The sequence below is a fragment of the Nostoc sp. FACHB-110 genome (assembly GCF_014697425.1).
Taxonomy (GTDB): domain Bacteria; phylum Cyanobacteriota; class Cyanobacteriia; order Cyanobacteriales; family Nostocaceae; genus Nostoc_B.
Map to the genome: position 1 here is coordinate 22,926 of NZ_JACJRU010000030.1, position 25,132 is coordinate 48,057.

Consider the following 25,132-nt stretch of genomic DNA (forward strand, 5'->3'; position numbering starts at 1 on the left):
AAGTCAAGGGTGTAGGGGTGTATCCAAAACCGATTAACCCAATCTCCACAGACAATCTTTGTGCGTAAGCCCTATTGATATTAACCTAACCTCTTTGAAAACCTTTGACTGGTTGTTTTTGTCCTTTAGCCTTAGGTTTAGATTTACTCACTTCTGCCAGTGCTTCTTCAAATAAATTATGCAAATGTATAGGAACGCTCGCAATTTCTGGTAATTCTGGCTCAATAGATTTACCAAATTCTTGCAAGATATTATCTAAATCATTATTCAAGTTAAACTCAGGACGTTGTAAGAAATCTCGCAGGACTTGTTCTAGCTGAGTGGGATATTTTTGTGCTAATCGCTGCCAAATATAAGCACTAATACTTTTATCAGTTAAATAATAGCGGATTAGTTTTTCTGCGCCTTCAATACTTCGCCAATCATCCGCTAATAAAATAGTAGTGACTTTAGTATATGTTGGTAGAAAACTCATGCCCCAACGTGGATGAGAAATTGCTGTGACTTGTTCAGCTTTGCGTAAATCGGTTGGTAAATCAACTTTAGGAGCAGCCATTTTTTGAGTGCTATTTTTGCCATTGATGATTTGCGAAACTGCCTGAGCATCAACACCAAGTTCTTTAGCAGCAGCAGTTAATTGCTCTTCGTTAATTCCGGCTTTAGCTACTATCTCATCTAAAGATTGAGAAGTATCAAGTCCAGCAGACTTGAGATATATCTTGCTAATTATTTCTTGAAATTCGGTGATTTTTTTATTTAGTTTATAGCCTGGCAATGTGACTTCATCACCTCCAAAAAAATCAACAAACTGCTGATGATAATGCTCTACTGATTTCCATGCTTCTTCTAACAAATCTGGAGCATCGCTATAAAGATTGCTTTTATAATTATCTTTAAAATTGCCGATAGCGACGGCGAGTTTTGGTTTACCAAGTTTACCCAAAAAGGTAGATGGGCCAGAAAATATCCACTCGCTTTCGGTAAGGGGAGAAATGCGTGTGAGGAGAATATCTCCTGGTTGAAAACGAGAGATACCTTGTTGCTTTTCGTTAGTAGTAGGCTTAACAATGTAATTTTTGGCTGTCAGGACAATATAATTTTTAGCTGTCAGCCAGTTGATTAGCTCTAAGCCATTAGGTAGAATTTGCGAAATTTTAAATAACCCAATAAAACTACGATGCCAGCTATTGAGTAAATGGCGATCGCTTGCTGATAAATCTGGATGACTAGCAATAAATAAATCTATTGGTGAGCGATCGCCAATTTTTCCTTCTGTAATAAATCTATCAATAATTAAGTCTTGTTGCGTCTTGTCACTATGACCACGCCGCAACTGTTCAGCTGCATATATCTCTAGTGCTTTTGCTAGTTCACCTTCTGCATCTAAGACAAAATTAACTAAAGCTTGTTTAAGTGTACGCGCTCTTTCTACTATTGCATCCACAAGCGAATCTCTCTGCTCAACAGTTGTAGAATATAGCGTTTTCTTCAATTCTCACATCTAGCAATAGCTAGATTTCTTAAGTCAGACTTCCATACCTTTATGCTGGGGCTTCAGACCTTTTGTGTTAAGCGCGATTATTACTTTTTTTTACTCAGCACTCGTTACTCAGCACTCAGCACTGTTTCGGTGAATTGGTAAATTCTTTAACTATGCTAGTATGCCCTTAAACAAGGGATAAACTCAGCATTCTTTAATACTCTTCAAAACACTAGCGAGAATTTACCGTGAGCTTATCTATTTATTTCCTTCGTCACGGACAAACTGAGTGCAGCCGCAATAATGCTTTTTGTGGTTCCATAAACACAGAACTGACTCCAGAAGGCTTGGATATGGCTGAAGCTTTTGCCAATGCTTACAAGTCTCTAGCTTGGCAGGCAATTTTTTCTAGTCCAATGCACCGCACCATAGCCACAGCTAAACCTCTATGTACAGCTATATCTATGGAACCACAGCTGCGCGATGGTTTAAAAGAAATCAACTACGGCCTATGGGAAGGCAAAACTCCACAAACCGTTAACCAAGAATATCACGATGATTATATTCGCTGGTCAGCAGACCCAGCTTGGTATGCACCCACAGGCGGAGAAATGGCGATTACAATTGCTTCTCGAGCAATGGGAGTAATTGAAGAAATTAAACATCTTTACACCAATGGCAATATTTTAGTGGTGTCTCACAAAGCCACAATTAGAATTATGTTGTGTAGTTTGCTGGGGATTGATGTAGGACGTTTTCGCTATCGCTTGGGCTGTCCTGTTGCTTCTGTGAGCATTGTAGAATTTACTGCACACGGGCCATTGTTAAAGGCATTAGCCGACCAGACACATTTAGATGCTCATTTACGCAATTTATCTGGCACTTAAAGATTTTGGACTATTTAATTCTTCGCCCAGCAACAATAAATGACTTGAATTTGCTCCGAAAGTGGGATGAGCAACCTCACGTAATTGCCGCAGATCCTCATGATGATTGGGGGTGGGAGTTAGAACTTGAGCGCATTCATCAATGGCGGGAGCAATTAATTGCTGAACTCAATGGTCGTCCCATCGGATTTATGGAGATCATCGACCCGCTACAGGAGGATAGCCACTACTGGGGTGATGTTCCCGCCAATCTGCGTGCGATTGATATCTGGATTGGAGAAGAGGCTGATTTAGGTAAAGGCTACGGAACAAAAATGATGCAGCTTGCCCTTGCTAGATGTTTTGCCAATCCCCTTGTACAAGCTGTTTTGGTCGATCCTCTGGCTAGCAATACTCGCGTTCACCGCTTCTACGAACGTTTGGGTTTTCGATTTGTTGAGTTCCGAAGATTTGGTAGTGATGACTGCTGCGTTTATCGCTTGAATCGAGTAGATTGGCATGATGAAAGTACAAGCTTGTAACTAAGTATCCTGCTATTTAATTGGTCATTTGACAGATAGCTGTAACTTTAGTTGGTAATATGCGCGATCGCCACTCTCCCAAAAAATTCTGCTTGTAAACTAACATTAATGTTGGAAAATAATCTTTTCCCGCTATTCCCTGTTAGCTGTTGACTTTTACCAGCTATTAACTCAGCATAACAAGTATGTAAAGCCATGAATATTGTTATTTGTCCTGGAATGCACGATCCAGAATTAACTACAAGCTTTATATCAGGTTGGTTAGGAATACAGAGCAACAGCACAACCAATCCCAGGATCATTGTGTTTCCAGAACAAGGGATTTTGACTTTATCTGCACCTCATATTTTGCGTTGGTTATGCGATCGCATCACCCCCAAATTAGAGCCAATCATAATTATCAGCTTTAGTGCTGGAGTAGTCGGTGCAGTAGTCGCTGCCTGGAATTGGCACATCTTAGGAGGGCAAGTTGTAGCTTTTATTGCTATAGATGGATGGGGAGTGCCATTATGGGGGGATTTTCCTATTCATCGCTTGAGCCATGATTATTTTACACATTGGAGTTCTTTGTTACTGGGTAGTGGGCATAATAATTTTTACGCAGAACCAGCTGTTGACCATCTATCCATGTGGCGAGCGCCCCAAACTATTCAAGGTTGGTGGGTAGACTCCTCTTCTCAGGTTTCACCCCAACAAATGCGCCTAACTGCTGCCGAGTTTTTGCATTTTTTGGTCAACCGCTATGAATCACAATAGTCCGGAAAACAGCTTCAGTATATAGGAGTGAGAAATAGAAGCCAGGAGGCAGAAATTAGTAGTTTTATCTTCCCCTGCTCCCCCCTGCTCCCCTGCTCCATTACCCCTCTTCCCATCCCATCTACCCTAGTAATTATCACCAATTAACTGATGTTTCCCACTGAACCTGCTACTGTCAACAATGGGTTTAGCGCACTGCTAAAAAACCGTGGTTTTATGCTCCTGTGGATTGGGCAACTCATTTCCCAATTGGCAGATAAAATATTTTTCGTGTTGATGATTGCCTTGTTGGAAGTTTACCCACCGCCCGTTGGCATAGCAGAAAACTCGATGTATTCGACCTTGATGGTGGCATTTACAGTACCTGCAATTTTATTTGGTTCTGCGGGGGGTATATTTGTTGATCGCTTGCCGAAAAAGCTAATTATGGTAGGCTCCGATATTGTGCGGGGGCTATTAACATTATGTTTGCCCTTTTTACCAAGGGAATTTTTCATTTTGTTAATTCTCACCTTTGCCATCTCTACAGTGACTCAGTTTTTTGCCCCCGCAGAACAAGCCGCCATCCCACTATTGGTGCGACGAGAAAATTTAATGGCCGCGAACGCACTGTTTAGTAGCACAATGATGGGTGCTTTAATTGTGGGTTTTGCCATCGGTGAACCCATCCTAAGTTGGGCAAAAGATTTAATTGGGGAAGAATACGGTCAAGAAATTATTGTTGGCGGACTTTATGTTCTCTCGGGTCTCATCATGCAGCCGATTAAATTTAAAGAACACAAACCCCACAGAGAAAGTCGCACCTCTGTCAACCCTTGGGCAGAATTTACCGAAAGTATCCGCTACCTCAAGAAAAACCGTTTAGTCTTAAATGCCATGCTGCAACTGACAACTTTATATTGTGTGTTTGCCGCGTTGACAGTGTTAACAATTCGATTAGCAGAAGAATTTGGTTTAAAAGAGAAACAGTTTGGCTTTTTCTTAGCCGCCGCTGGGGTAGGAATGCTCTTAGGCGCAGCAATTTTAGGACACTGGGGAGATAAACTACACCATAAGCCCTTACCTTTAATCGGATTTTTGGCAATGGCATTAGTTTTGGGCGTATTCACCTTTACCCATAATCTTTTGCTCGCCCTGGGACTTTGTGCCTTATTAGGTATCGGTGCTTCGTTGATTGGCGTACCTATGCAAACTTTAATTCAGCAGCAAACACCGCTAACCATGCACGGTAAAGTATTTGGTTTTCAAAACCATGCCGTCAATATTGCTTTATCAGCACCTTTGGCAATTACAGGCCCGTTAACTGATGCTTTTGGCTTGCGTGTGGTATTAGTGACAATGAGCATTGTAGTTGCATCTGTTGGTGTGTGGGCTTGGCAAAATACTCGCAAAGTTTTACAAGATGTTATTTAATCAGTTTTTCATGACTGATTGATTGTCTATGATTGAAGATAGTCAAATTCACTAACATACTATATAAAGACTATATTTTAGGCTGAACATAGCGATCGCAAACAGATTTGTGGGTTTATCACCTCTATCGCCTGATTGATCTTTCAAAATAGATCAGCACTTAATTGAACTTTTACACTAAAATGAAATCTTAAATACAGAATTGAAGCGTTAACTTAGCTATTATCTGAGGTTCGACCGTGACCTTGAGCTTGCCTTCCCCGATTAGTCCTGCAAAAACCGAGAATCAAAATCAGTCGGCTGTTTCTCAATCGCCAATCCTATCGCCCCAGCGCGCCACTGGTGGTTTCGCTTTATTAGACAGCCTTCTCCGCCACGGCGTTGAGTATATTTTTGGTTATCCCGGCGGAGCAATTCTGCCCATTTACGATGACCTATACAAAGTCGAATCCACTGGTGCGCTAAAGCACATTTTGGTGAGGCACGAACAAGGCGCAGCCCACGCCGCAGACGGTTATGCCCGCGCCACTGGGAAGGTAGGAGTGTGCTTTGGTACTTCTGGCCCAGGCGCAACAAATTTAGTCACAGGTATCGCTACTGCCTACATGGATTCGATACCGATGGTAATTGTCACAGGACAAGTACCCCGAAAAATGATCGGTACAGATGCGTTTCAAGAAACCGATATTTACGGCATAACTTTACCCATCGTCAAGCACTCTTATGTAGTGCGTGACCCGAAAGATATGGCGCGCATTGTCGCTGAAGCTTTCCACATCGCTAGCACCGGCAGACCAGGGCCAGTATTAATTGATGTCCCCAAAGATGTAGCTTTTGAAGAATTTGATTATGAACCGATAGAACCAGGCACAGTCAAATTACCAGGATATCGCCCAACTGTTAAAGGCAATCCTCGCCAAGTCAATGCCGCGATTAAGTTAATCAAAGAAAGCCGCAGACCACTATTGTATGTTGGCGGTGGGGCGATCGCGTCTAATGCCCATGATCAAATTAAAGACCTAGCTGAGTTATTTAATATTCCTGTCACCACTACATTGATGGGGATTGGGGCATTTGACGAAAATCATCCCTTATCTTTGGGGATGTTGGGAATGCACGGCACAGCTTACGCTAACTTTGCCGTGAGTGATTGCGATTTACTAATTTGTGTCGGTGCGAGATTTGACGATCGCGTAACTGGTAAATTAGATGAATTTGCCTCCCGCGCGAAAGTTATCCATATCGATATTGACCCAGCAGAAGTTGGTAAAAACCGGATTCCTGAAGTACCCATTGTGGGTGATGTTCGTAACGTCTTGCTTGACTTGTTGCGCCGCTGCAAACAATTAGGCATCAAAGCCACACCCACCCAAAATCAAGAATGGCTCAACTTAATTAACCGTTGGCGAGAAGAATATCCCCTAGTCGTACCCCAACACCCCGATAGCATCTCACCCCAAGAAGCCATTGTCGAAGTTGGTCGCCAAGCACCCAACGCTTTCTACACTACCGATGTCGGTCAGCATCAAATGTGGGCAGCACAATTTCTCAAGAATGGCCCACGCCGTTGGATTTCCAGTGCTGGCTTAGGCACAATGGGTTTTGGCTTACCTGCGGCTATCGGTGCAAAAGTGGCCTTCCCAGATGAAGAAGTTATCTGTATTAGTGGTGATGCCAGTTTCCAAATGTGTTTGCAAGAATTAGGCACAGCAGCACAATATGGAATAAATGTCAAGACTTTAATTGTCAACAATGGTTGGCAGGGAATGGTACGCCAGTGGCAACAAGCTTTCCACGGCGAACGTTACTCTTGCTCAAACATGGAAGTAGGGATGCCAGACATTGAGTTGTTGGCTAAAGCCTATGGCATTAAGGGCATTGTTGTTAAAGAACAGGCGCAACTCAAAGATGCGATCGCCGAAATGCTAGCACATAAAGGCCCGGTAATCTTAAACGTCCATGTCACCAGAGACGAAAACTGCTATCCGATGGTAGCCCCTGGTAAGAGCAACGCCCAGATGGTCGGTTTACCCAAGCAACCACCAACCAGCGCAGTAGAACCTGTTTGTTGTAGCCACTGCGGTAGTATGAATGCTCCTAACCATAACTTCTGCTCTGAGTGTGGTACTAAGCTCTGAAGAGTGCTGAGTGCTGAGTTCTGAGTTCTGAGTAGAAAGTTTCTACCACAAGGCTTTAGGTAAAAATAGCTGTATAAAAACGCAGGAGATAAACTCTCCTGCGTTTTTATATGGAAAAAAAGTTTACAAAAAAAAAGATAATGCCTGTGTTATTTCGGATTTTTCTGGGAATGCTAAAAACGAAGCGATTTTCAGGATAAGAAATTGCTTTTTAGCCACTAACAAACTTTTACAGGATTTCTATGCCTAAGCGTTTGCCCAGAGGCCGTAGTGCCAATTCAGTTGCTTTAGAACCAGAAGTTGCGATCGCGCTGATAGGATTGTTCTCAGCTGCTGCTGATGGTGAAGGTATTACTTCCAGCGAAGAATATGCTTTGAGTGAAATGCTCGAAAGTGTTGCTCAATTTGAAGATTACACAGACGAAGACTTTGAAGCATTAGGTGAAAAAGTAGCCACTCTCATTGAAGAAGAAGAACCAGAAGATTTAATTGTCCAAGCAATTAATTCCTTACCAAATAAAGGTTATCGGGAAGCTGCATATATCACTGCTATTTTAGTAGTAGGAATTGACGAAGAAGTATTTGATAGCGAACAAGACTATATCTCTGAGTTACAAGAAGCCTTAAATATTTCTAATGAGCGCGCCCAAGAACTCATTGATGAAGTATTTGGAGCAGATGAAGATGACGAAGATGATGAAGATGACGACGAATAACCATTCTTTTTGGTGCTGAATTTCTAGTGTTAATCAAAGTGGGTTAGGCAATTTTGCTAACCCACTTATTAGCAGAATTTATTCCCATCATCCAAAAGTTTCAGGGTGTTTTCTACTTTTTGTCTACAGCGAGTTGATTAATTCTTTGATGTTTGGGAACGCTGTTCCTGATAAAAATTCACGACTTTTCTGACATAAGTACCAGTAAAGCCATTATTGCAGCCTGTATAGTTGCCCGTCATCCACCAACAGGCTACGCCAGTGACAGCAGCAATTTCATTATTTTTTGTGGCTTGTAGCTGCTTGTTTAACTCACGGCTGGTAATACAAGAAATAATTTGGCGTGCAGTTGCGGGGTTATTTTCAAACTGGGTTGGGGAGAGTTCTTTTTTTAGACAAAATTTTGACCAAGCTTTGACAGTCCCAGGCTGCACTTGCCATTCGCTATAAAGTCCATCATCTTTTTTACCTGTTTGAGGTGCAGCCAGCCGCAGTGCTTCTACCATCGCAGCAACTTGGTTATTAGCAGGCTGTTGTGCTTGAACGAAAGACGATGAAAGTCCAAAGCTAAAACTCACAACCATTGCACCAATAAATAATCGCATTCAATTTCTCCTCATCATTCTGGAATTTAGTTTTAGACCAAAATGTAGGATAGTACATTTTCTTCATGGTAGGACTTACGCACGGGTAAGAAAAACAAACTACACAAGACATAGATTTCACCCAGGAAGAGGTCTGGCGTAAGCCCTAAATCAGTTTAAAACATCTCAAATAGCCCCTCATCTAACTCATAACCGAGCATTTGTGCCATCGATTTTAGCCGCGATGTACTGGGAATATCTTGCTGTTTTAACCAATCAGTCAAAACAAATATTTTATGCATCAAAAAGATTTCTAATGCTTCGGGATTAAATTGAATGCCCTCTTTAGAACTAAATTGGTGTGGAACCAGCATGGCGGTATAACGTGCTAATTCTCCAGCTTTCCAATCTAGTAAAAAAAGCAACCAAGGATATTTGGCATCTAAGCGAATAAACCACAACCGCAACTCGGGAACTTCCGAAAGTTCCCGGGGATCGCCAGGTTCTAAAGGGTAACTGATATCAAAGGTTAACTGCTGTTCGTGGGTCACGGCTCCCTCTTGCAGCAGTTTTTCAATTACCGTTACAGCAGGTGATAAATCTAATTTGTTAATTGAGTCAGCGTTGAGCGCGATCGCTATAGTCATAGTATTTTGTCAATGATAGTTGCTAGGCTGATAAAAAATAGGAACTATGAACTTTACTCAGCACTCAGTATTGTATTCAATTGTGGTAATAACTCTGCAAAAGCATTACCGCGATGGCTGATTGACTTTTTCACGGCTGGTGACATTTCGGCAAAGGTTAATTGCTGTTCTGGTACGTAAAATATAGGATCGTAGCCAAAACCACCTTCCCCACGCGCTGCATAAAGAATTTCACCACGACAAATTCCTTCAGTTTGCAATACTATCTCACCATGAGAATTTGCGATCGCCACTGCACAGACAAATTGTGCTTGTCGGTTAGTTTCGTTACCTAATTCTTTTAAAAGTCTCGCAATTCTATCTGCATCTGTTTTGCCATAACGCGCCGAATATACTCCAGGTGAGCCATTTAACGCATCTACCTGCAACCCAGAATCATCAGCGATCGCCCATTGCCCTGTAGCTTTGGCAACTTCGGATGCTTTTAAACAGGCGTTAGCCGCAAAGGTATCACCTGTTTCTTCAACTTCTAATTCTTCGGGTTTGAGAGTTAATTCCCACCCTGAATTTGTGAGGTAAGCTTGCATCTCTCGCAATTTACCCGGATTACTGGTGGCGACTACGAGTAGTTTAGTCATATGTCAGTTAACAGTTATCAGTTAACAGTTAACAATTAAAGGTGATCACTGACAACTGATAACTGTTAACTCAGATCACTCTGCCCAGTTTCTGGCCCAATCAAGGGTTTGATGTACTTGTTCGAGGGTGGGTGCTTCGCAGTAAAGGCGCAAAACAGGTTCAGTACCGCTAAAGCGAATCATTAACCAGCTGTTGTCAGCGAGGCGGAATTTATAACCGTCGATTGTTTGACAATCAATTACTGCTAATCCGGCAATTTCGGTTAAGGGTTGGGTTTGTAGTTGTTGCAAAAGACGCGATCGCACTTCCATACTAGCTAAGGGTAAATCAATGCGATCGTAGGCTGAGTTAAAGCCTGTTTGCTGTTGCAAGTGGCGATAATATTCACTCAAGTCTTGCCCAGATTCGACAATTGCCTCTAGCACATATAAGGCCGATAGTAAAGCATCCCGTTCAGGAATATGGCTACCATAGCCAATCCCGCCAGATTCTTCTCCACCGAGTAATACTTGTGAGACTAACATTCTGTCGGCGATGTATTTGTAGCCCACAGGTGTTTCAAACAGTGACAGGTTATGTAATTTTGCCACACGGGGAATCAAGTCAGAGCCACTGACTGTTTTGATAATTTCCCCTGTAAAACCGCGTCTTAAAGTGAGGTGGTCAATTAATATCGGGATTAATATTTGCGAACTTAAGAAATTGGCTTCTTGGTCTACCGCCGCGATGCGATCGCTATCTCCATCAAATACTAAACCAACAGTTACACCTGATTGATGAGTTTGGCGATGATTTTTGATGACTGCAAATAGTTCCCCAAGGTATTTGGGCAATGGTTCTGGCGCACCACCACCAAATAAAGGGTCACGGTTGCTGTTGATTTCGTTGACCTGATCTCCTAAGAGTCTTCCTAGTCCGCTAGCTGCTGCACCGTGCATGACATCTGCAAATACAGTTAGCTTACCAGAGGCGATCGCTTCTCGAATTTTGCCAATGTTGACTTTCCCTTCTAGTCCTGAGGTGTAACTAGGCCAAGGGTCAAAATGCGCTAATTTACCAGGAGTTTCTGCTATTGGTACACCTGTGGGCAAAAGTGCTTCGATATCTTTAGTTACTTCTGGTGATACTGAACCACCAAAATAACCCTTGACTTTTAATCCTAAATATGCACCAGGATTATGACTGGCGGTGATGACTAACGCACCTAAAGCGTTGAGTTGTTTAGCCGCCCAGCTAAAGGCCGGAGTTGGGGCATAACTTTCACTGAGTAACACATCAAAGCCTACTGCGGTGACAGTATCGGCTACAGCGCGGGCAAAGTCTTCCGCCATGAATCGGCGATCGTAACCGACTACAATCGTTCGGCTACCCACTGTTGAGTAATATGTATTGTATAATACTTTAGCGGCCACTGGTGCTACTAGGGCTAGGCGTTCAAAGGTGAACTCGTCACCAATAACGCCCCGCCAGCCATCTGTACCAAATTTGATTGAGCTAGCTACAACTGGCATTGGGGTATCCTAACTGTCCATCTGAGGATTCTAGCATTTGTACAGTTGAGAAAGTAAAAAAAGAGTCTAGTGAAAAGGTTTTGGGGAACCGGGAACAGGAAACAGTAGAGATGTGAAATTTCGCATTTCTCAAGGATCGGTGTAAATAAATATTTTGTGGAGTAGAACCCACAACCAGATTTTTCGGACAATGCTAATTAAGCTCCCTAAAATTAGGGAGGTTGCCAGCTAAACATATTGTTACAATGCTTAACATATTCCATTCGACTGGTGGCTTTCTTCATGATGGTTAAGACACTTCCCCCGACTTCCCAATCGACTGAGGGCGAAACAAAAATAACTGAAGTGGTATCAGACAATGGTACACAGGCTTTGGTTGTGCGCTCGCCCAATGTAATTATCAAAAACGCTGAGTATGAAGCAATTAAATATAATCCTGTAGATGTTGCAGCCCATTACAAACATAGACCGTTGCAAGTTATACAGCGCATAACTACAGTGTTGCAACCAACTTTAGCCTTTGTATTTGGGTTGTGGTGGGATAGCAAACGGGGAAAAGTTGTCAAAAATGACCGTCGTCGTGCGGCGCAACTGCGGGAACTGTTGACACGCTTGGGGCCTGCTTATATCAAAATTGGGCAAGCTTTGTCCACCAGGCCAGATTTAGTACCGCCTGTTTTTTTAGAAGAATTAACTAAATTACAAGACCAATTACCGCCTTTTCCTAACGAAATTGCGTACCAGTTTATAGAAGAAGAATTAGGCGCACCGCCAGAAGAGATTTATACAGAACTCTCACCGCAGCCTATTGCGGCGGCTTCTTTGGGACAAGTTTATAAAGGAAAGCTGAAAACAGGTGAAGAAGTAGCGGTAAAAGTGCAGCGTCCTGATTTGCGCGAGCGAATTACGATTGACTTATATATTTTGCGCCGCCTGGCTGGTTGGGTACAAAAAAACGTCAAGCGTGTGCGGAGTGATTTAGTCGGGATTTTGGATGAATTGGGCGATCGCATTTTTGAAGAAATGGATTACATTCATGAAGGCGAAAATGCCGAGCGATTTTTCCAATTGTACGGACATATCAAAGATGTCTACGTACCGAAGATTTATTGGGAGTATACCAACCGTCGCGTATTGACGATGGAGTGGATTAACGGCACTAAGTTAACCCAAACCGCAGAAATCAAAGCCCAAGGCATAGATGCGCGTTATTTAATAGAAGTGGGTGTGCAGTGTTCTCTGCGCCAGTTATTAGAACATGGCTTTTTCCATGCTGACCCTCATCCTGGTAACTTGTTAGCCACAACCGATGGTAAATTGGCTTACCTAGACTTTGGGATGATGAGCGAGATTAAACCACCCCAAAGATATGGTTTAATTGAGGCGATCGTTCACGTAGTCAACCGTGATTTTGAAGGTTTAGCTCAAGATTACGTCAAACTAGACTTTTTATCACCAGACACAGACCTCACACCAATTATCCCCGCATTTGCCAGAGTATTTGCGGATGCTCAAGGCGCAAGCGTAGCCGAACTCAACATTAAAAGCATCACCGATGAACTATCGGCTTTGATGTATGAGTATCCTTTTCGCGTTCCTCCCTACTACGCTTTAATCATTCGCTCTCTAGTAACCCTAGAAGGAATTGCTATTTATATAGACCCCAACTTCAAAGTTCTCAGTGAAGCTTATCCTTACGTTTCTAAACGCCTATTAACTGACCCCGCACCACAGTTAAGAACATCACTCCGAGACTTGCTGTTTAAAGAAGGTAAATTCCGCTGGAATCGCCTAGAAAACTTGTTGCGGAATGCGCGCAATAATGAAGATTATGATTTTAACTTAGTGCTAAATCAGGGCATAGATTTCCTATCTTCTGAACGGGGCGCATTTATTCGTGACAAATTGGTAGATGAATTCGTCAACGGAGTCAACGCTTTAAGTAAAAATGTGCTGCATAACTTCACTTACTTGTTGCGCGAAAGAGTAGGTTTAACAGCAATTAACGAAACGCCAGCTGCAACTGTGGAACAGCAACAAACCTTAGAGCATATCAAACGCATTTTAAAAATTCTGCAAGAAACCCGTGGTTTTGATCCCTTGCAGTTAGCTCCTCAGTTAGCCCAATTATTAGTCAATCCTAGCGTGCAGCACTTGGGTCAACAAATTGGGGTGCGGTTGGTGCAGAAATCCTTAGCACGGTTAATTCGAGAGTTGTTAGCCGCAGAAGATATCGAGGAAATTAGGGCGCAAAGAGAAATGAAAAGGGTGTAGGGAAACCCATACTTAAAAGCAGGGGCTTGTACCCTATGGGGTGTGGGAAAACAACCTCTAACCTACACCCCACACCCCGTTTTGCTCAGAAATGTTTAACTGAATTATCCCTCTTTTGTTATTACGGGGAGAAAAAAATACTAACCCACTTATGAATGCTAAACAAATTAAGGAATTAAGCGATCGCCATCTCACTTTATCATTTAAATACCCTTGTTGAGAATAAACGTAAAACTAGGATTTTCAGATTATTCTCTGCCGAAAGTAACAAAAGAGGGATAAGTAGAAAGGCGTAAAAAAAACGAAGTATGTAACTAAAAGTAAAGTTGCCTCAAACCTTCTTCCCTCCTGCCGCGTGCCTTGCCCTAACGATAAATATTCATACCCACCTACTTAAAGTGAAACGGTATTAACTGGCGTGGGAATGCTGCTGTATTTTTGCTAGATATAAAAGTTCTTGTGTCGTGAGACTGCGTTTTTTCTGCATTGACTCTTGCCGCACGGCATTCAAGACAGATTGGGTATCTTCGGGATTTAGCAGAATACCGTGTTGTTGCAGCACGTTAGATAATAGATGTCGTCCAGAATGCTTACCAACAACTAAGCGCCGTTCTTGCCCAATTTCTTCGGGGGAAAATGGCTCGTAAGTCTTGGGGTTTTGTAAAACACCATGAGCGTGAATTCCAGATTCGTGGGCAAAGGTATTTTCGCCGACGATCGCTTTCCACGGTGGTACGTGATAACCTGAGGCGGTGGCGACAAGTTGAGATATTTCTAACAAACGGCGAGTATCAATACTTAAATCAATCTTATATAGATGTTTTATTGCCATAACTATTTCTTCTAAAGCTGCATTACCCGCGCGTTCACCCAAGCCATTGACGGTGGTATTCACGGATAATGCACCTGCTTTAATTCCGGCTAGGGCGTTTGCAGTAGCTAATCCAAAATCGTTATGAGTATGCATTTCTAGGGGGATAGACAAGGAATTGACTAATTTTTTTACCTTGTCATAGGTTGTGAACGGATCAAGAATACCTACGGTGTCACAAAAGCGAAACCGCGATGCGCCCCATTCTTCAGCCGCTAAGACTACATCTAACAGAAATTGTTCGTCGGCTCTAGAAGAATCTTCGCCACCGACGGAGACAAACAAGCCTTGATCAAGGGCAAAGCTGAGGCTATCTTTGAGCTTTTGTAAAACTACTTGCCATTGTCCTTGAAATTTAGCGGCGATTTGAATTGTCGAGACAGGGATGGATATATGCACTCTTTTTAAGCCGCAAGCAATAGAAGCTTGAATATCAGAAATCACGGCGCGATTCCAACCTAAAAGATTAGCTTGCAAACCGAGATCAACTATTGTAGAGATCGCTTGCTGTTCCGTCTCACCCATCGCCGCAACGCCAATTTCTAATTCTGGCACGCCAATGGCATCCAAAAATTTAGCGATCGCAATTTTCTCGTGCAAGTTAAAAGCAACGCCAGCTGCTTGTTCACCATCTCTTAATGTAGTGTCATTGATGACAACCCGATCCATTTTTCAATTTTCTCCAAAAAAATCTGGGCTGGAAGAAGCATAAGCAAAATCTGACAAAAAATACTCCACAAAAGATGGGAGTTTGTCATTTATACTTATACTTTTAGAATTGATTTTTACCAGTTAATTCCCACTCAACAATGGGTATTTCAAAACTATATTTCTCTCCTGATAAATTGAGAATCAGGCAAATTTGAAAATATTTACTCCCTCAAGATACATCAACTAAAATTCATTACCATATTGATGCAAGTATCTTTGACGACTAAGTTATTATCCTAAACTCAACCTAGAATTAGTATAGAATATGTTGCCTCATTAAAGTACTTTACTGGACTGACAAAAATAAGATATTGCAATCAAAGATATTTTCTCAGTGTCTGCTGTTACCAGAAGATAAATGCTGACACATCTGCGGTTAGTTTATCTAAGTAAATTGCCACAAATTAACTGTGTCAGTCCGCTACATTTATTGATAATGAATCACTACTCTGAAGTTACTGTTTTATTAGATAACATTTCTGGTGATTCTGGTAATATTTCATGATGAGTTGTAGTAGCATTTCCAAACATTCGAGACATCAAAGGTAAAGCCACAAAAATCACTGCTAAAACGAATAAAAATGCAGAAATTCCAAAAAGCTGCTTCTGCTGTATTTCTAACACACCCCGCAAAATTACTTCACGTAATGCTGAAACTATCGTAATTTCGACGGCTGCTCCTACTGATATCTGCTGAGTTTGTAAGTAATCAATTAGTAACCGAAACAACTCGACAAGAATCAAAATAAATAGAATATCTGATGTGACTTCGCGTAAATCTAACGGGTGTATAAAGGAGAGAAACATATCTCCTAACCTAATTAACATCACACAGAATAACCCAAGACACAAAGAAACAATAATAAAGTCTTGAAATCTTTCTAGGTTGTTGACAATTGTCTCTCGCTCAAACCAACTATTGACTTCTCTAATTACCCGCTTTGGCATAATCTATCCCAAGACTTGGTTTACTTATCTATATAATAGGCAATTTAAAAAAATAAAAAGTTAATTGGAGTAATTATGAAATCCAGATTTCATAACATCTAATTGAGAGGATGTTTTAAAAGTTTTGGGCGAATATAATTCGCTACTACACAAACAAATTCCGCACTTCGACAAGCTCAGTGACCACCTGCGCGGACTAAGGAAAAATCAATGGTTTTGTCTGTGTAGCCAAGCCATTGCGTTGGGCGGGTTCCCCGACTCCCTCAATGGCGCGCGATTTCTAATCGCCAATAAAAGTATTAAATTAGACTTTTAAAACAACCTCTGAGCCAAATCAGAATTTACACCTAAAAAACATAAACTAAGATGTAAATAAATCTGTGCCCTCTTCTCTTTCTTAACAAATAAAATTGTTACATTAAAAAAGATAGCTAAAAGTACGTAATTTTGTTATCAAAATAACAAACTAATCAAGTTTTAGGTAAAAATCAAAAGATACCAGTTTCATCAATAAAACTGGCATCTAAAATCACAATTTTATTTTAATTAACCGAGCAAAGATAGAGAAATCTCATAGCGTAAAAGTGAAAAAGCTTCCTCGGCGATGATGTGATTTACTTTAGTTGTCAGATGTACTTGATCCCAAAATACATATTCATCGGGATGACCAGATTCTACTAGGGAACAAGCTTGATTTGTATTCGTAAAACCAAACTTCTGCGGATTAGCGATCGCCTCAGCTACAATAGACTTGACATCAAATAAGACCAGATTGATTTTGTCATCAAAAATATAGGCTATTTCTTTCAAAGCTTGGTTATGCTGCTGGATAACTTGACTGACTAAATCAGCATTGGTAATCTGATTTACTTCTGAGGCTAGAGGTGTTTTGCCAATATCGATGAGATTCACTAACAAAATATTTTTCGCACCCAGTTCTATTAAACCTTGAATTGCTGTAGAAATATTAGCGATCGTCGTGACAGGATCACTATACTTAGGAATACCGTTGACAAACGGTGCATAATCAGCAGCACCAGCCCAGATAATACACAGTGCATTTGGATTGATAGATTGCTGATTTTGTTGTAATAAACTGCTAAATGAATGTATTTGTTGCTGCAATCCTGATAATTCTGGTAAATTAGGTATCACAGCAGGAAATAAATTATCTAGGCCTGTAGTTGCACCTCCAACAGAAAAATTAAGACCTTGATTATGTGAAGTATTTTCTGTGCTTGGTTGTAGGCTGATTTCTAAGTTATCTGCTAAATAGTCAACCCAGAGATAGCCATTAGAAAATCTGCCATAATAGTTAGGAGGTGCGGCTAAAATTCCACCAGTAGCATTAAAAGCATTACCGATATCTGAATAGCTGTCACCAAAGATGTATAAATTGCTGAATGGCTGAGTCATATCTGTGCAGTACCTTACAGTAATCAGGAAATTGTCGATATTTTTTATACAGGTATAACACAAAGATACTGCGATAGGTTTATCAGTGAAATTTATGATTTTTTAAGGGCTGAGTGAATTAATTATGCAATTCATATTCATTTAAATGATGTAGTGATTTATTCCTGTAGCTAGGGAAATCTATAAGTATTAGCATAATTTTATTCCAGAGGAAAAAATAGTGTCGGCAGTGTTGAGGATATCAGGATATGACCTTCAGGAAATTCTGCATGAAGGTGTAGACACCATTGTTTACAGGGTAATTTCCCAAACTAGCCAGCAACCAGTAATTCTGAAAATACTTAAAGCAGACTATCCGAGCCTAGAAGATATCTTTCGCCTCAAACAGGAATATAAAATTAGAGGCAATCTTGACCATGAAGGTGTAGTCAAAGTTTATGGTCTAGAAAGTTATGAAAATCGTCTGGTGCTAGTTAGCGAAGACTTTGGTGGTATTAGCCTCAAACAATGGCTAGCAACACAACAACCTTCTGTGCTGTGCTTCCTCAACATCGCAGTTTCCCTGGCTAAAACCATTGAGTATATACATCAACAGCACATCGTTCACAAAGATATTAAACCAGCCAATATCATTATCAACCCCCAATCTCAACAGGTGAAAATTACTGACTTTTGTATCGCTTCACTGTTGAATCAAGAAACACCTCAAATCATCAATTCCAACCACATGGAAGGAACTCTGGCGTATATGTCGCCAGAACAAACAGGGCGAATGAATCGTTGTGTTGATTACCGCAGTGATTTTTACTCCTTAGGGGTGACATTTTACGAAATACTCACAGGAAAATTGCCATTTCAAGGCAATGATTTATTGGAATTAGTTCACTGTCATATTGCGAAACAACCAACGGCAATTCAAGATTTAAACTCAGAAGTACCAGAAGTTTTAGCAGCGATAATTGCGAAACTGATGGCTAAGAATGCAGAAGACCGCTATCAAACTGCGGCTGGGTTGTTAGCAGATTTAGAATTATGTTTAGAGCAAATCGAAACTTCTGGTAGTGTAGCAAAATTTATTCCCGGTGAGCGCGATCGCACTGCCAATTTTCTCATCCCGCAAAAACTCTATGGGCGGGAACAAGAAGTGCAAATATTATTATCAGCCTTTGCACGAATAGCAATATCACAATCACCAATGGAATTAGTACTCGTGTCTGGTTACTCTGGTGTGGGTAAATCTTCGCTAGTCAACGAAGTTCATAAACCAATTGTGCATCGGCGCGGTTATTTTATTCGGGGCAAATTCGACCAATTTCAGCGCAATATTCCCTATGCTTCTTTAATTCAAGCATTTCAAAGTTTGATACAACAATTACTCACAGAAACCAACACGCAAGTCGAAATCTGGAAACAAAAGTTACTGTCGGCTTTAAATAATCATGGGCAAGTAATTATTGATGTCATTCCTGAAGTTGAAGGAATTATCGGTAAGCAACCATCAATTCCCCAATTAGGTTCAAAAGAAGCCCAAAACCGTTTTCATCAAGTATTCCAAGCATTTATTCAAGTTTTTACTCAATCCGATCATCCATTAGTTATATTTCTAGATGATTTGCAATGGGCAGATTCGGCTTCTTTAGATTTTATTCAAGTATTGATGACCAATTCAGATACTCAATACTTGCTGTTAATTGGTGCATATCGAGATAACGAAGTTAGCAACACTCATCCATTATTAAAAATATTAGAAGAAATTGCCCAAGCAGGTACTCAAATTCACAATATTGTGCTGTCTCCATTAGGCATTAATCATGTACAGCAAATTGTGGCAGATACTCTCAATGATGCCGAAAAAACCTTATCTCTAGCAGAGTTATTATTTAATAAAACTCAAGGCAATCCTTTTTTTCTGACTCAATTACTCAAAACTTTATATCAAGACAAACTACTTAAGTTTGATTTTAACCAAGGTAGCTGGCAATGGGATTTATCGCAAATTCAAGCAACAGGTATTGTAGATAAGAACGTAGTAGAGTTAGTAGCAGGCAATATTGCTAAGTTACCAGACATCACTCAAACTACTTTAAAGTTAGCCGCTTGTATTGGTGCGCGTTTTAGTTTAAATATTTTAGCAACAGTCAGCGAACAGCGATCGCTCGTTGTCGCCACAGCCTTAGAACCTGCTTTGCAAGCTGGACTCATCTTACCTTTGAGCCATGAATACAGCATACCCCTATTGTTTGGTGATGCAGAATTAGAAATTATTGGGTTTGATGATGCTCAAATAACTTATCGTTTTCTGCACGATCGCGTTCAACAAGCAGCTTATTCTCTCATTCCTGAATCCCAAAAGCAAGCCACTCATTTCAAAATTGGGCGGTTACTCTTACAAAACAAAACCGCGTCCGAAATTGAGTCTCACATTTTCGATATTGTGAATCAATTTAATTATGCGATCGATTTATTTTGTACACCAGAGCAAAAAGATGAATTAGCTCGATATAATTTAATCGCTGGACATAAAGCAAAAGCAGCCGTAGCCCATGAACCTGCTGTCAACTATTTGCGAATAGCACGCCAACTCTTAGCAGAAAATAGTTGGCAATTGCAATATCAATTAACCTTAGATATTTATGTTGAAGGTGCAGAAGCAGAATATCTAACTACTAATTTTGAGACAGCCCAGGCATTATCAAATACTGTAATTCAAAAAGCTGCAAACTTACTAGATAAAATCAAAGTTTATGAATTAATCATAGACATGAATGTTGCCAAAGGTCAGCAATTTTTATCTGTAGAAATTGGACTCAAAGCCATAGAATTATTAGGAATTAATCTAGTAAAATATCAAGGTAATGTTAATAGTCTACCGCAATTACCATTGCTGTCTGATTTAACAACATTTCCAGAAATGACCAACCCTTGTCAATTGGCAACTATCCGCATTCTGAGTAAAATTACTGTACCCTCTTATCAATCTGCACCAGATATTTATCCGCAAGTAGTTTTAACAATGGTGAACCTGTGCTTAGAACACGGACACTCGCCATTAGCGGCTTATGTTTATGGTGCTTATAGTGCATTCTTACAATCTATTATTGGTAATCCCGCCGCTTCTTATCGTTCAGGCCAAATTGCTTTTCATTTATTAGAACAATACCCTAATAAAGAATTAGAAGTTAAAGTTTACATGGTAGTAAGTACCTATGCTTTACCAGGAAAAGAACATATCAAAGCCACATTTAGCCCATTAATTAAAGGCATTCATAGTGGTTTAGAAGTTGGGAATATTACCCATGCTGGATTGACAGTAGTTGCTTATTGTACACAACTATTTCTATCTGGGGAGAATTTAGAATTAGTTTACCATCGGCAAATTCAATATCTGGATTTACTCAAGAAATTAAAGCAAAAACCTTATTTTAGTTATGTGAGTATTTGGGCACAACTAGTAGAAAATCTTCAGAGTGGTACATCTACACCATGTTATTTAAATGGAGAAATTTGTAACGAGATAGATATTATCACCTGGTTTGAAGAAACTTCCTACTATCAAGGAATTTTTGCATCTTACACAGCTAAGGCAATTCTTCTTTATAATTTTGCTGAATACGAGCAAGCCGTTAATTATTTTGCAAAAGCCACTCCTTATCAAAAAGCAACTTTAGGCTTAGTACTAGCATCTGCCTATTATTTTTACTATTCAATGGCACTGTTAGCTAATTATATTCACGCTACAGCCGAGCAACAAATTCATATCTTAGAAAAAGTAGAAGTTAATCAAGCAAAGATAAAGCATTGGACAGATTACGCACCATGTAATTTTCAACATAAATATGAATTAGTCACAGCCGAAATAGCACGAATTCACGGACAAATTTTAGTAGCGATGAATTTATATGATTGTGCTATTGCTAATGCTCATGAAAATGGATATATCCAAGAAGCAGCCTTAGCTAATGAGCGCGCTGCATTGTTTTATTTAGAATTAGGCAAAACTAAAATTGCAAAAACTTACATGACAGAAGCTTATTATGGTTACATTAAATGGGGGGCAATATCGAAAGTTGCACATTTAGAAAAACTTTACCCTGAACTGATTACTCAAACTCAGATAATAGAGAGAAATACTCCAGAAATCGGTGATAGTTGGTTAAAAGCTGTCAACGCATCTCCTAGTCTGGCTGTAACTGTTAATAATACTAATAGCATTTACTCTTTAGACTGGGCAACAGTTATGAAAGCCACAGAGGCTATATCTAGCGAAATTATTTTAGATAACTTATTGAAGAAGTTATTAAATATTGTCTTAGAGAATACTGCAGCCGAAAAAGGATATTTAATTTTAGAACAAGATGGGGAATTATGGCTCAAAGCTACTGCTAAAGCCGTTGATAATTCCTTTACAAGGCTTCAATCTCCTGTAGAAAAAAGTCATAAGTATATTCCAGTTTCATTGATTAATTATGTGGCGAGAACGCAAAAAAATCTCATTTTAGATGATGCTCATCAAGAAGCGATCGCTATTACAGATCCTTATATCATTCAATATCAACCTAAGTCAGTTTTATGTACCCCCATTATCTATCAATGTAAATTAATTGGGATATTATATCTAGAAAATAATTTGACTACCCAAGCATTTACAATTACTCGCCAAGAAATTCTCAAGCTTTTGACTACACAAGCGGCTATTGCAATTGAAAACGCTAGCCTTTACGCCCGCGAACAAGAAAAATCGCTTCAGTTACAACAATCTCTGCAAAAACTCCAAAAAACTCAAGCCCAGCTTGTACAAACAGAGAAAATATCTTCCTTGGGGCAATTAGTAGCAGGTGTAGCACACGAAGTCAACAATCCTGTGAGCTTTATTAGCGGGAATATATCTTATGCTAAACATTACATTACAGATTTAATTAATCATTTATATCTTTATCAGCAAGAATATTCTCATCCTAATTCCATCATTCAAAAACATGAAATTAAAATTGAACTAGATTATTTAATTGAAGATTTACCAAAAATGATTGACTCTATGCAATTAGGTATAGACCGGATTAAAGATATCATGCAATCTCTCCGTAACTATTCTCGCAATGATGGAGGACAAAAAAGTTTTAGTGATATTCATAAAAGTATAGATACAACATTAATGATTCTGCAACATCGTCTAAAACCCACCTCTCAACGTCCGGCTATTCGCGTCATCAAAAACTATGGCGACTTACCACAGGTTTCCTGTTATTTTGGACAACTAAATCAAGTGTTTATGAATTTTTTGGCAAATGCTATTGATGCCTTAGAAGAATCTAATGTAGGCAAAATATATAAAGAGTTAGAGCAGAAACCAAATATAATTACTATCAAAACAGCAGTAGAAAATGAATATGCAGTAATTAGCATTGCCGATAACGGCATTGGCATCTCAGAAGATGTAAAACAGTTAATTTTCAATGCTTTTTTTACAACTAAAGTTGAAGGTAAAGGTACAGGTTTAGGATTATCTATCAGTCATCAAATTATTACTGAACAACATGGTGGCACTCTTGAGTGTATTTCTGCGCCTCATCAAGGTACAGAATTTGTGATTCGTTTGCCATTGGAGTAATCTTTTACCGGATACCAGATAAGTTCTACAAGAGCTAGACTAAAAAAAGCTACGACAAGATTGAGTAATGCAGTTTGCCCCTCTGTTTCCCTTGATTTACCGCATTCTTCAGCCGAGTTTTTCTCAGTGTCTTTGGCATGGCGATCGCTATTCTAAAACAATCGCCCTGACTTTTGACGACGGCCCCCATCCCCAATACACACCCCAAGTCTTAAAAGTTTTAGACCGCTATAACATTACAGCCAGTTTTTTTTGGTTGGGTGCTTGTGTTAATCGTGCGCCAGATGTTGCTAAAGCCGTAAGCACTCGTCACCATTGGATTGGTTTGCATGGTTACGATCATCGTTCTTTTCCTTTACTTTCTCCTGATCAACTCAAAGAAAGTTTAGAAAAAACCCAAACTGCTATTTACAACAGTTGCAACTTGCTGCCCACACAAGTTCGTGATGTTCGCCCTCCCAACGGGTTATTTACACCAAAAACTTTACAATTATTCCAGCAATGGAATTATCGCCCGGTGATGTGGAGTGTAGTTCCAGAAGATTGGGTCAGACCAGGAATTAACACTGTTGTGCAGCGAGTTCTTCAGCAAGTCCAAAATGGTTCATTGATTGTCTTGCATGATGGTGTATGTGGGGGTCAAGACGCAGCTGCAACAATAGAAATCTTGATTCCCCAATTGCTACAACAAGGTTATCAGTTTGTCACAGTAGAAAGTTTGTGGCAGCATCAGCTTTCCTAAATAGGCCGTCTTGTATTTATCGGCAGGAAAATAAACCCACAGTCCCTTAGCAGAAATAGGAACTGTAGGTAATTCAGTATATTTACGGTATCGCTATGTTAGCTACTTGTAGCTTTGGGCTGTTGAACTAATTCACCCTCAGGACTAGTAACTGAGGGAGGTTCCTCAGTACCCAAAAGTTGATGTATTTCATTTATCGAATTTGGTTTAGCTACAATAGGAGCCTCTGATGGTTCATTCACATACTCTATTAGGTCTTCTACTTGGCAATCTAATGCCTTACAAAACCTAATAATTCTTTCAATATGGTCTGTTCCAGTTCTGCCGCTTTCCCAGTTTTGAATAGTGCTTTCAGTCACGCCGACAAGACGCGATAGTTCAAGCTGGGTTAGCCCTGCTCTCTCTCGAAGCAAAGCGATCCTCGGTTTTGGCTTATGTTTCACAGCTACAGCACATTTATCTTAATCTATAGTCGTAGATCCTAGCACCAAAAAAAACCTGCGCCTAGAAATTACTTAAAAAAACTTAGTTTTCACTCATCATGGTGAAAAAATAGGGGCTAAAGGTTAGAGAAGAGAGTTTTTCTTTGGTAAAATTGCTGCGTAAATATACTAGCCTCTAACCTCTAGCCTCTGACTATTGACTAATTACACCTTATGTAATTGTCTTTCTAATTTTGCGCGCAACCACAAGTCTGATACTGACCAAACCCATAGCTGATTGGGTGCTTGAGCAAAATCTTCTGGTTTATGGGTAACGATCGCATCCAAAACTTGATCGGTGACACAAACTAACTCCACAGCCGATTCAAAATCTCTCAAAGGTAAAGAACGTGCTGTTTGTAGCATGTGTTGATCGACAATACAAATTTTGATTTTTTCTTGTAACCACTCAATTACCATTGCCGCAATTTGAGTATTTTGTAAGCGACTGGTATACGCAGCGATTTTTTGCCAGCCAATATCAGTTAAATAAATATGTATTGAGGGATGCTCAGTATCTAGTAATTCCCTGACATCTTTAGTTAATTTGTGGCGATTCATCAACGCATCTAAAATTAAGTCGGCATCAACTAAAATCCTGAACACTTTTAACTCCCGTTTTGGACTGGATGAATGCAGGTAATAAGGTTTGGATAAAGCTTTAAATTGAGTTTGTTAAAAATGAAGCTTTGTGAGCGCCGAGGTGTTGTGTGGTTGGCCTGCGATCGCTGTCTTGAATAGTCAAATTTATATCAATATAAGTACACATTAGCTACAGCAGTTACTTT

At 40.1% G+C, this 25,132-nt stretch carries 20 protein-coding genes; 9 read left to right on the plus strand and 11 right to left on the minus strand.

Annotated elements, in window-relative coordinates:
* Positions 1 to 85: 85 nt before the first annotated feature.
* A complete protein-coding gene (locus H6G69_RS23060; RefSeq protein WP_190691462.1) occupies positions 86 to 1,444 on the minus strand; it encodes a hypothetical protein in 1,359 nt (452 codons plus the stop codon).
* Positions 1,445 to 1,728: 284 nt separating this feature from the next.
* On the opposite strand from H6G69_RS23060, the gene H6G69_RS23065 reads away from it, so the two are divergent.
* Entirely contained in the window at positions 1,729 to 2,367 is a 639-nt protein-coding gene (locus H6G69_RS23065) for a histidine phosphatase family protein (protein ID WP_190691463.1), read from the plus strand.
* Positions 2,368 to 2,372: 5 nt separating this feature from the next.
* Positions 2,373 to 2,888 carry a GNAT family N-acetyltransferase gene (locus H6G69_RS23070; RefSeq protein WP_199336243.1) on the plus strand — a complete coding sequence of 172 codons (516 nt, stop codon included), beginning with the start codon at positions 2,373 to 2,375 and terminating at the stop codon, positions 2,886 to 2,888.
* 47 nt (positions 2,889 to 2,935) lie between these two features.
* Here the strand turns inward: H6G69_RS23070 and H6G69_RS23075 are convergent, their stop codons facing one another.
* Complete coding sequence (locus H6G69_RS23075; protein ID WP_190691464.1) at positions 2,936 to 3,085, minus strand: hypothetical protein; 150 nt, start codon at positions 3,083 to 3,085, stop codon at positions 2,936 to 2,938.
* On the opposite strand from H6G69_RS23075, the gene H6G69_RS23080 reads away from it, so the two are divergent.
* From H6G69_RS23080 to H6G69_RS23095, 4 genes are all read left to right on the plus strand, one after another.
* Entirely contained in the window at positions 3,084 to 3,644 is a 561-nt protein-coding gene (locus tag H6G69_RS23080; RefSeq protein ID WP_190691465.1) for a hypothetical protein, read from the plus strand. The genes H6G69_RS23075 and H6G69_RS23080 overlap by 2 nt on opposite strands.
* Before the next feature lie 150 nt (positions 3,645 to 3,794).
* Positions 3,795 to 5,057 carry an MFS transporter gene (locus H6G69_RS23085; protein ID WP_190691466.1) on the plus strand — a complete coding sequence of 421 codons (1,263 nt, stop codon included), beginning with the start codon at positions 3,795 to 3,797 and terminating at the stop codon, positions 5,055 to 5,057.
* A gap of 239 nt (positions 5,058 to 5,296) precedes the next feature.
* On the plus strand, positions 5,297 to 7,195 hold the full coding sequence (ilvB, locus tag H6G69_RS23090; protein ID WP_190691467.1) for a biosynthetic-type acetolactate synthase large subunit: 1,899 nt from the start codon (positions 5,297 to 5,299) through the stop codon (positions 7,193 to 7,195).
* Between the two features lie 242 nt (positions 7,196 to 7,437).
* Positions 7,438 to 7,911, plus strand: a complete 474-nt coding sequence (locus H6G69_RS23095; protein WP_190691468.1) for a tellurite resistance TerB family protein — start codon at positions 7,438 to 7,440, stop codon at positions 7,909 to 7,911.
* A gap of 137 nt (positions 7,912 to 8,048) precedes the next feature.
* On the opposite strand, the gene H6G69_RS23100 is transcribed toward H6G69_RS23095, so the two are convergent.
* From H6G69_RS23100 to H6G69_RS23115, 4 genes are all read right to left on the minus strand, one after another.
* Entirely contained in the window at positions 8,049 to 8,516 is a 468-nt protein-coding gene (locus tag H6G69_RS23100) for a hypothetical protein (protein ID WP_190691469.1), read from the minus strand.
* Positions 8,517 to 8,671: 155 nt separating this feature from the next.
* Positions 8,672 to 9,142 carry a CRR6 family NdhI maturation factor gene (locus H6G69_RS23105; protein ID WP_190691470.1) on the minus strand — a complete coding sequence of 157 codons (471 nt, stop codon included), beginning with the start codon at positions 9,140 to 9,142 and terminating at the stop codon, positions 8,672 to 8,674.
* 53 nt (positions 9,143 to 9,195) lie between these two features.
* Positions 9,196 to 9,780, minus strand: coding sequence for an RdgB/HAM1 family non-canonical purine NTP pyrophosphatase (rdgB, locus tag H6G69_RS23110; RefSeq protein WP_190691471.1), 585 nt, complete (start codon positions 9,778 to 9,780; stop codon positions 9,196 to 9,198).
* 75 nt (positions 9,781 to 9,855) lie between these two features.
* Entirely contained in the window at positions 9,856 to 11,292 is a 1,437-nt protein-coding gene (locus tag H6G69_RS23115; protein ID WP_190691472.1) for a phosphoglucomutase/phosphomannomutase family protein, read from the minus strand.
* A 282-nt stretch (positions 11,293 to 11,574) separates the two neighbouring features.
* On the opposite strand from H6G69_RS23115, the gene H6G69_RS23120 reads away from it, so the two are divergent.
* On the plus strand, positions 11,575 to 13,566 hold the full coding sequence (locus H6G69_RS23120) for an AarF/ABC1/UbiB kinase family protein (protein ID WP_190691473.1): 1,992 nt from the start codon (positions 11,575 to 11,577) through the stop codon (positions 13,564 to 13,566).
* Positions 13,567 to 13,975: 409 nt separating this feature from the next.
* On the opposite strand, the gene nifV is transcribed toward H6G69_RS23120, so the two are convergent.
* The 3 genes from nifV to H6G69_RS23135 form a co-directional block, all read right to left on the minus strand.
* Positions 13,976 to 15,106: a homocitrate synthase gene (gene nifV, locus H6G69_RS23125; RefSeq protein WP_190691474.1), complete on the minus strand. Its 1,131-nt coding sequence runs from the start codon at positions 15,104 to 15,106 to the stop codon at positions 13,976 to 13,978.
* Between the two features lie 486 nt (positions 15,107 to 15,592).
* On the minus strand, positions 15,593 to 16,096 hold the full coding sequence (locus H6G69_RS23130) for a phosphate-starvation-inducible PsiE family protein (RefSeq protein ID WP_190691475.1): 504 nt from the start codon (positions 16,094 to 16,096) through the stop codon (positions 15,593 to 15,595).
* 546 nt (positions 16,097 to 16,642) lie between these two features.
* A complete protein-coding gene (locus H6G69_RS23135; protein ID WP_190691476.1) occupies positions 16,643 to 17,512 on the minus strand; it encodes an SGNH/GDSL hydrolase family protein in 870 nt (289 codons plus the stop codon).
* A 220-nt stretch (positions 17,513 to 17,732) separates the two neighbouring features.
* On the opposite strand from H6G69_RS23135, the gene H6G69_RS23140 reads away from it, so the two are divergent.
* Together H6G69_RS23140 and H6G69_RS23145 are read left to right on the plus strand one after the other, a co-directional pair.
* Positions 17,733 to 23,120 carry an ATP-binding sensor histidine kinase gene (locus tag H6G69_RS23140; RefSeq protein WP_313951843.1) on the plus strand — a complete coding sequence of 1,796 codons (5,388 nt, stop codon included), beginning with the start codon at positions 17,733 to 17,735 and terminating at the stop codon, positions 23,118 to 23,120.
* Between the two features lie 67 nt (positions 23,121 to 23,187).
* Positions 23,188 to 23,862 carry a polysaccharide deacetylase family protein gene (locus H6G69_RS23145; protein ID WP_190691477.1) on the plus strand — a complete coding sequence of 225 codons (675 nt, stop codon included), beginning with the start codon at positions 23,188 to 23,190 and terminating at the stop codon, positions 23,860 to 23,862.
* 98 nt (positions 23,863 to 23,960) lie between these two features.
* Here H6G69_RS23145 and H6G69_RS23150 read toward each other — a convergent pair whose 3' ends face one another.
* Both H6G69_RS23150 and H6G69_RS23155 read right to left on the minus strand, forming a co-directional pair.
* A complete protein-coding gene (locus H6G69_RS23150; RefSeq protein WP_190691478.1) occupies positions 23,961 to 24,305 on the minus strand; it encodes a helix-turn-helix domain-containing protein in 345 nt (114 codons plus the stop codon).
* A 204-nt stretch (positions 24,306 to 24,509) separates the two neighbouring features.
* Entirely contained in the window at positions 24,510 to 24,950 is a 441-nt protein-coding gene (locus H6G69_RS23155) for a PIN domain-containing protein (RefSeq protein WP_190691479.1), read from the minus strand.
* Positions 24,951 to 25,132: the final 182 nt, after the last annotated feature.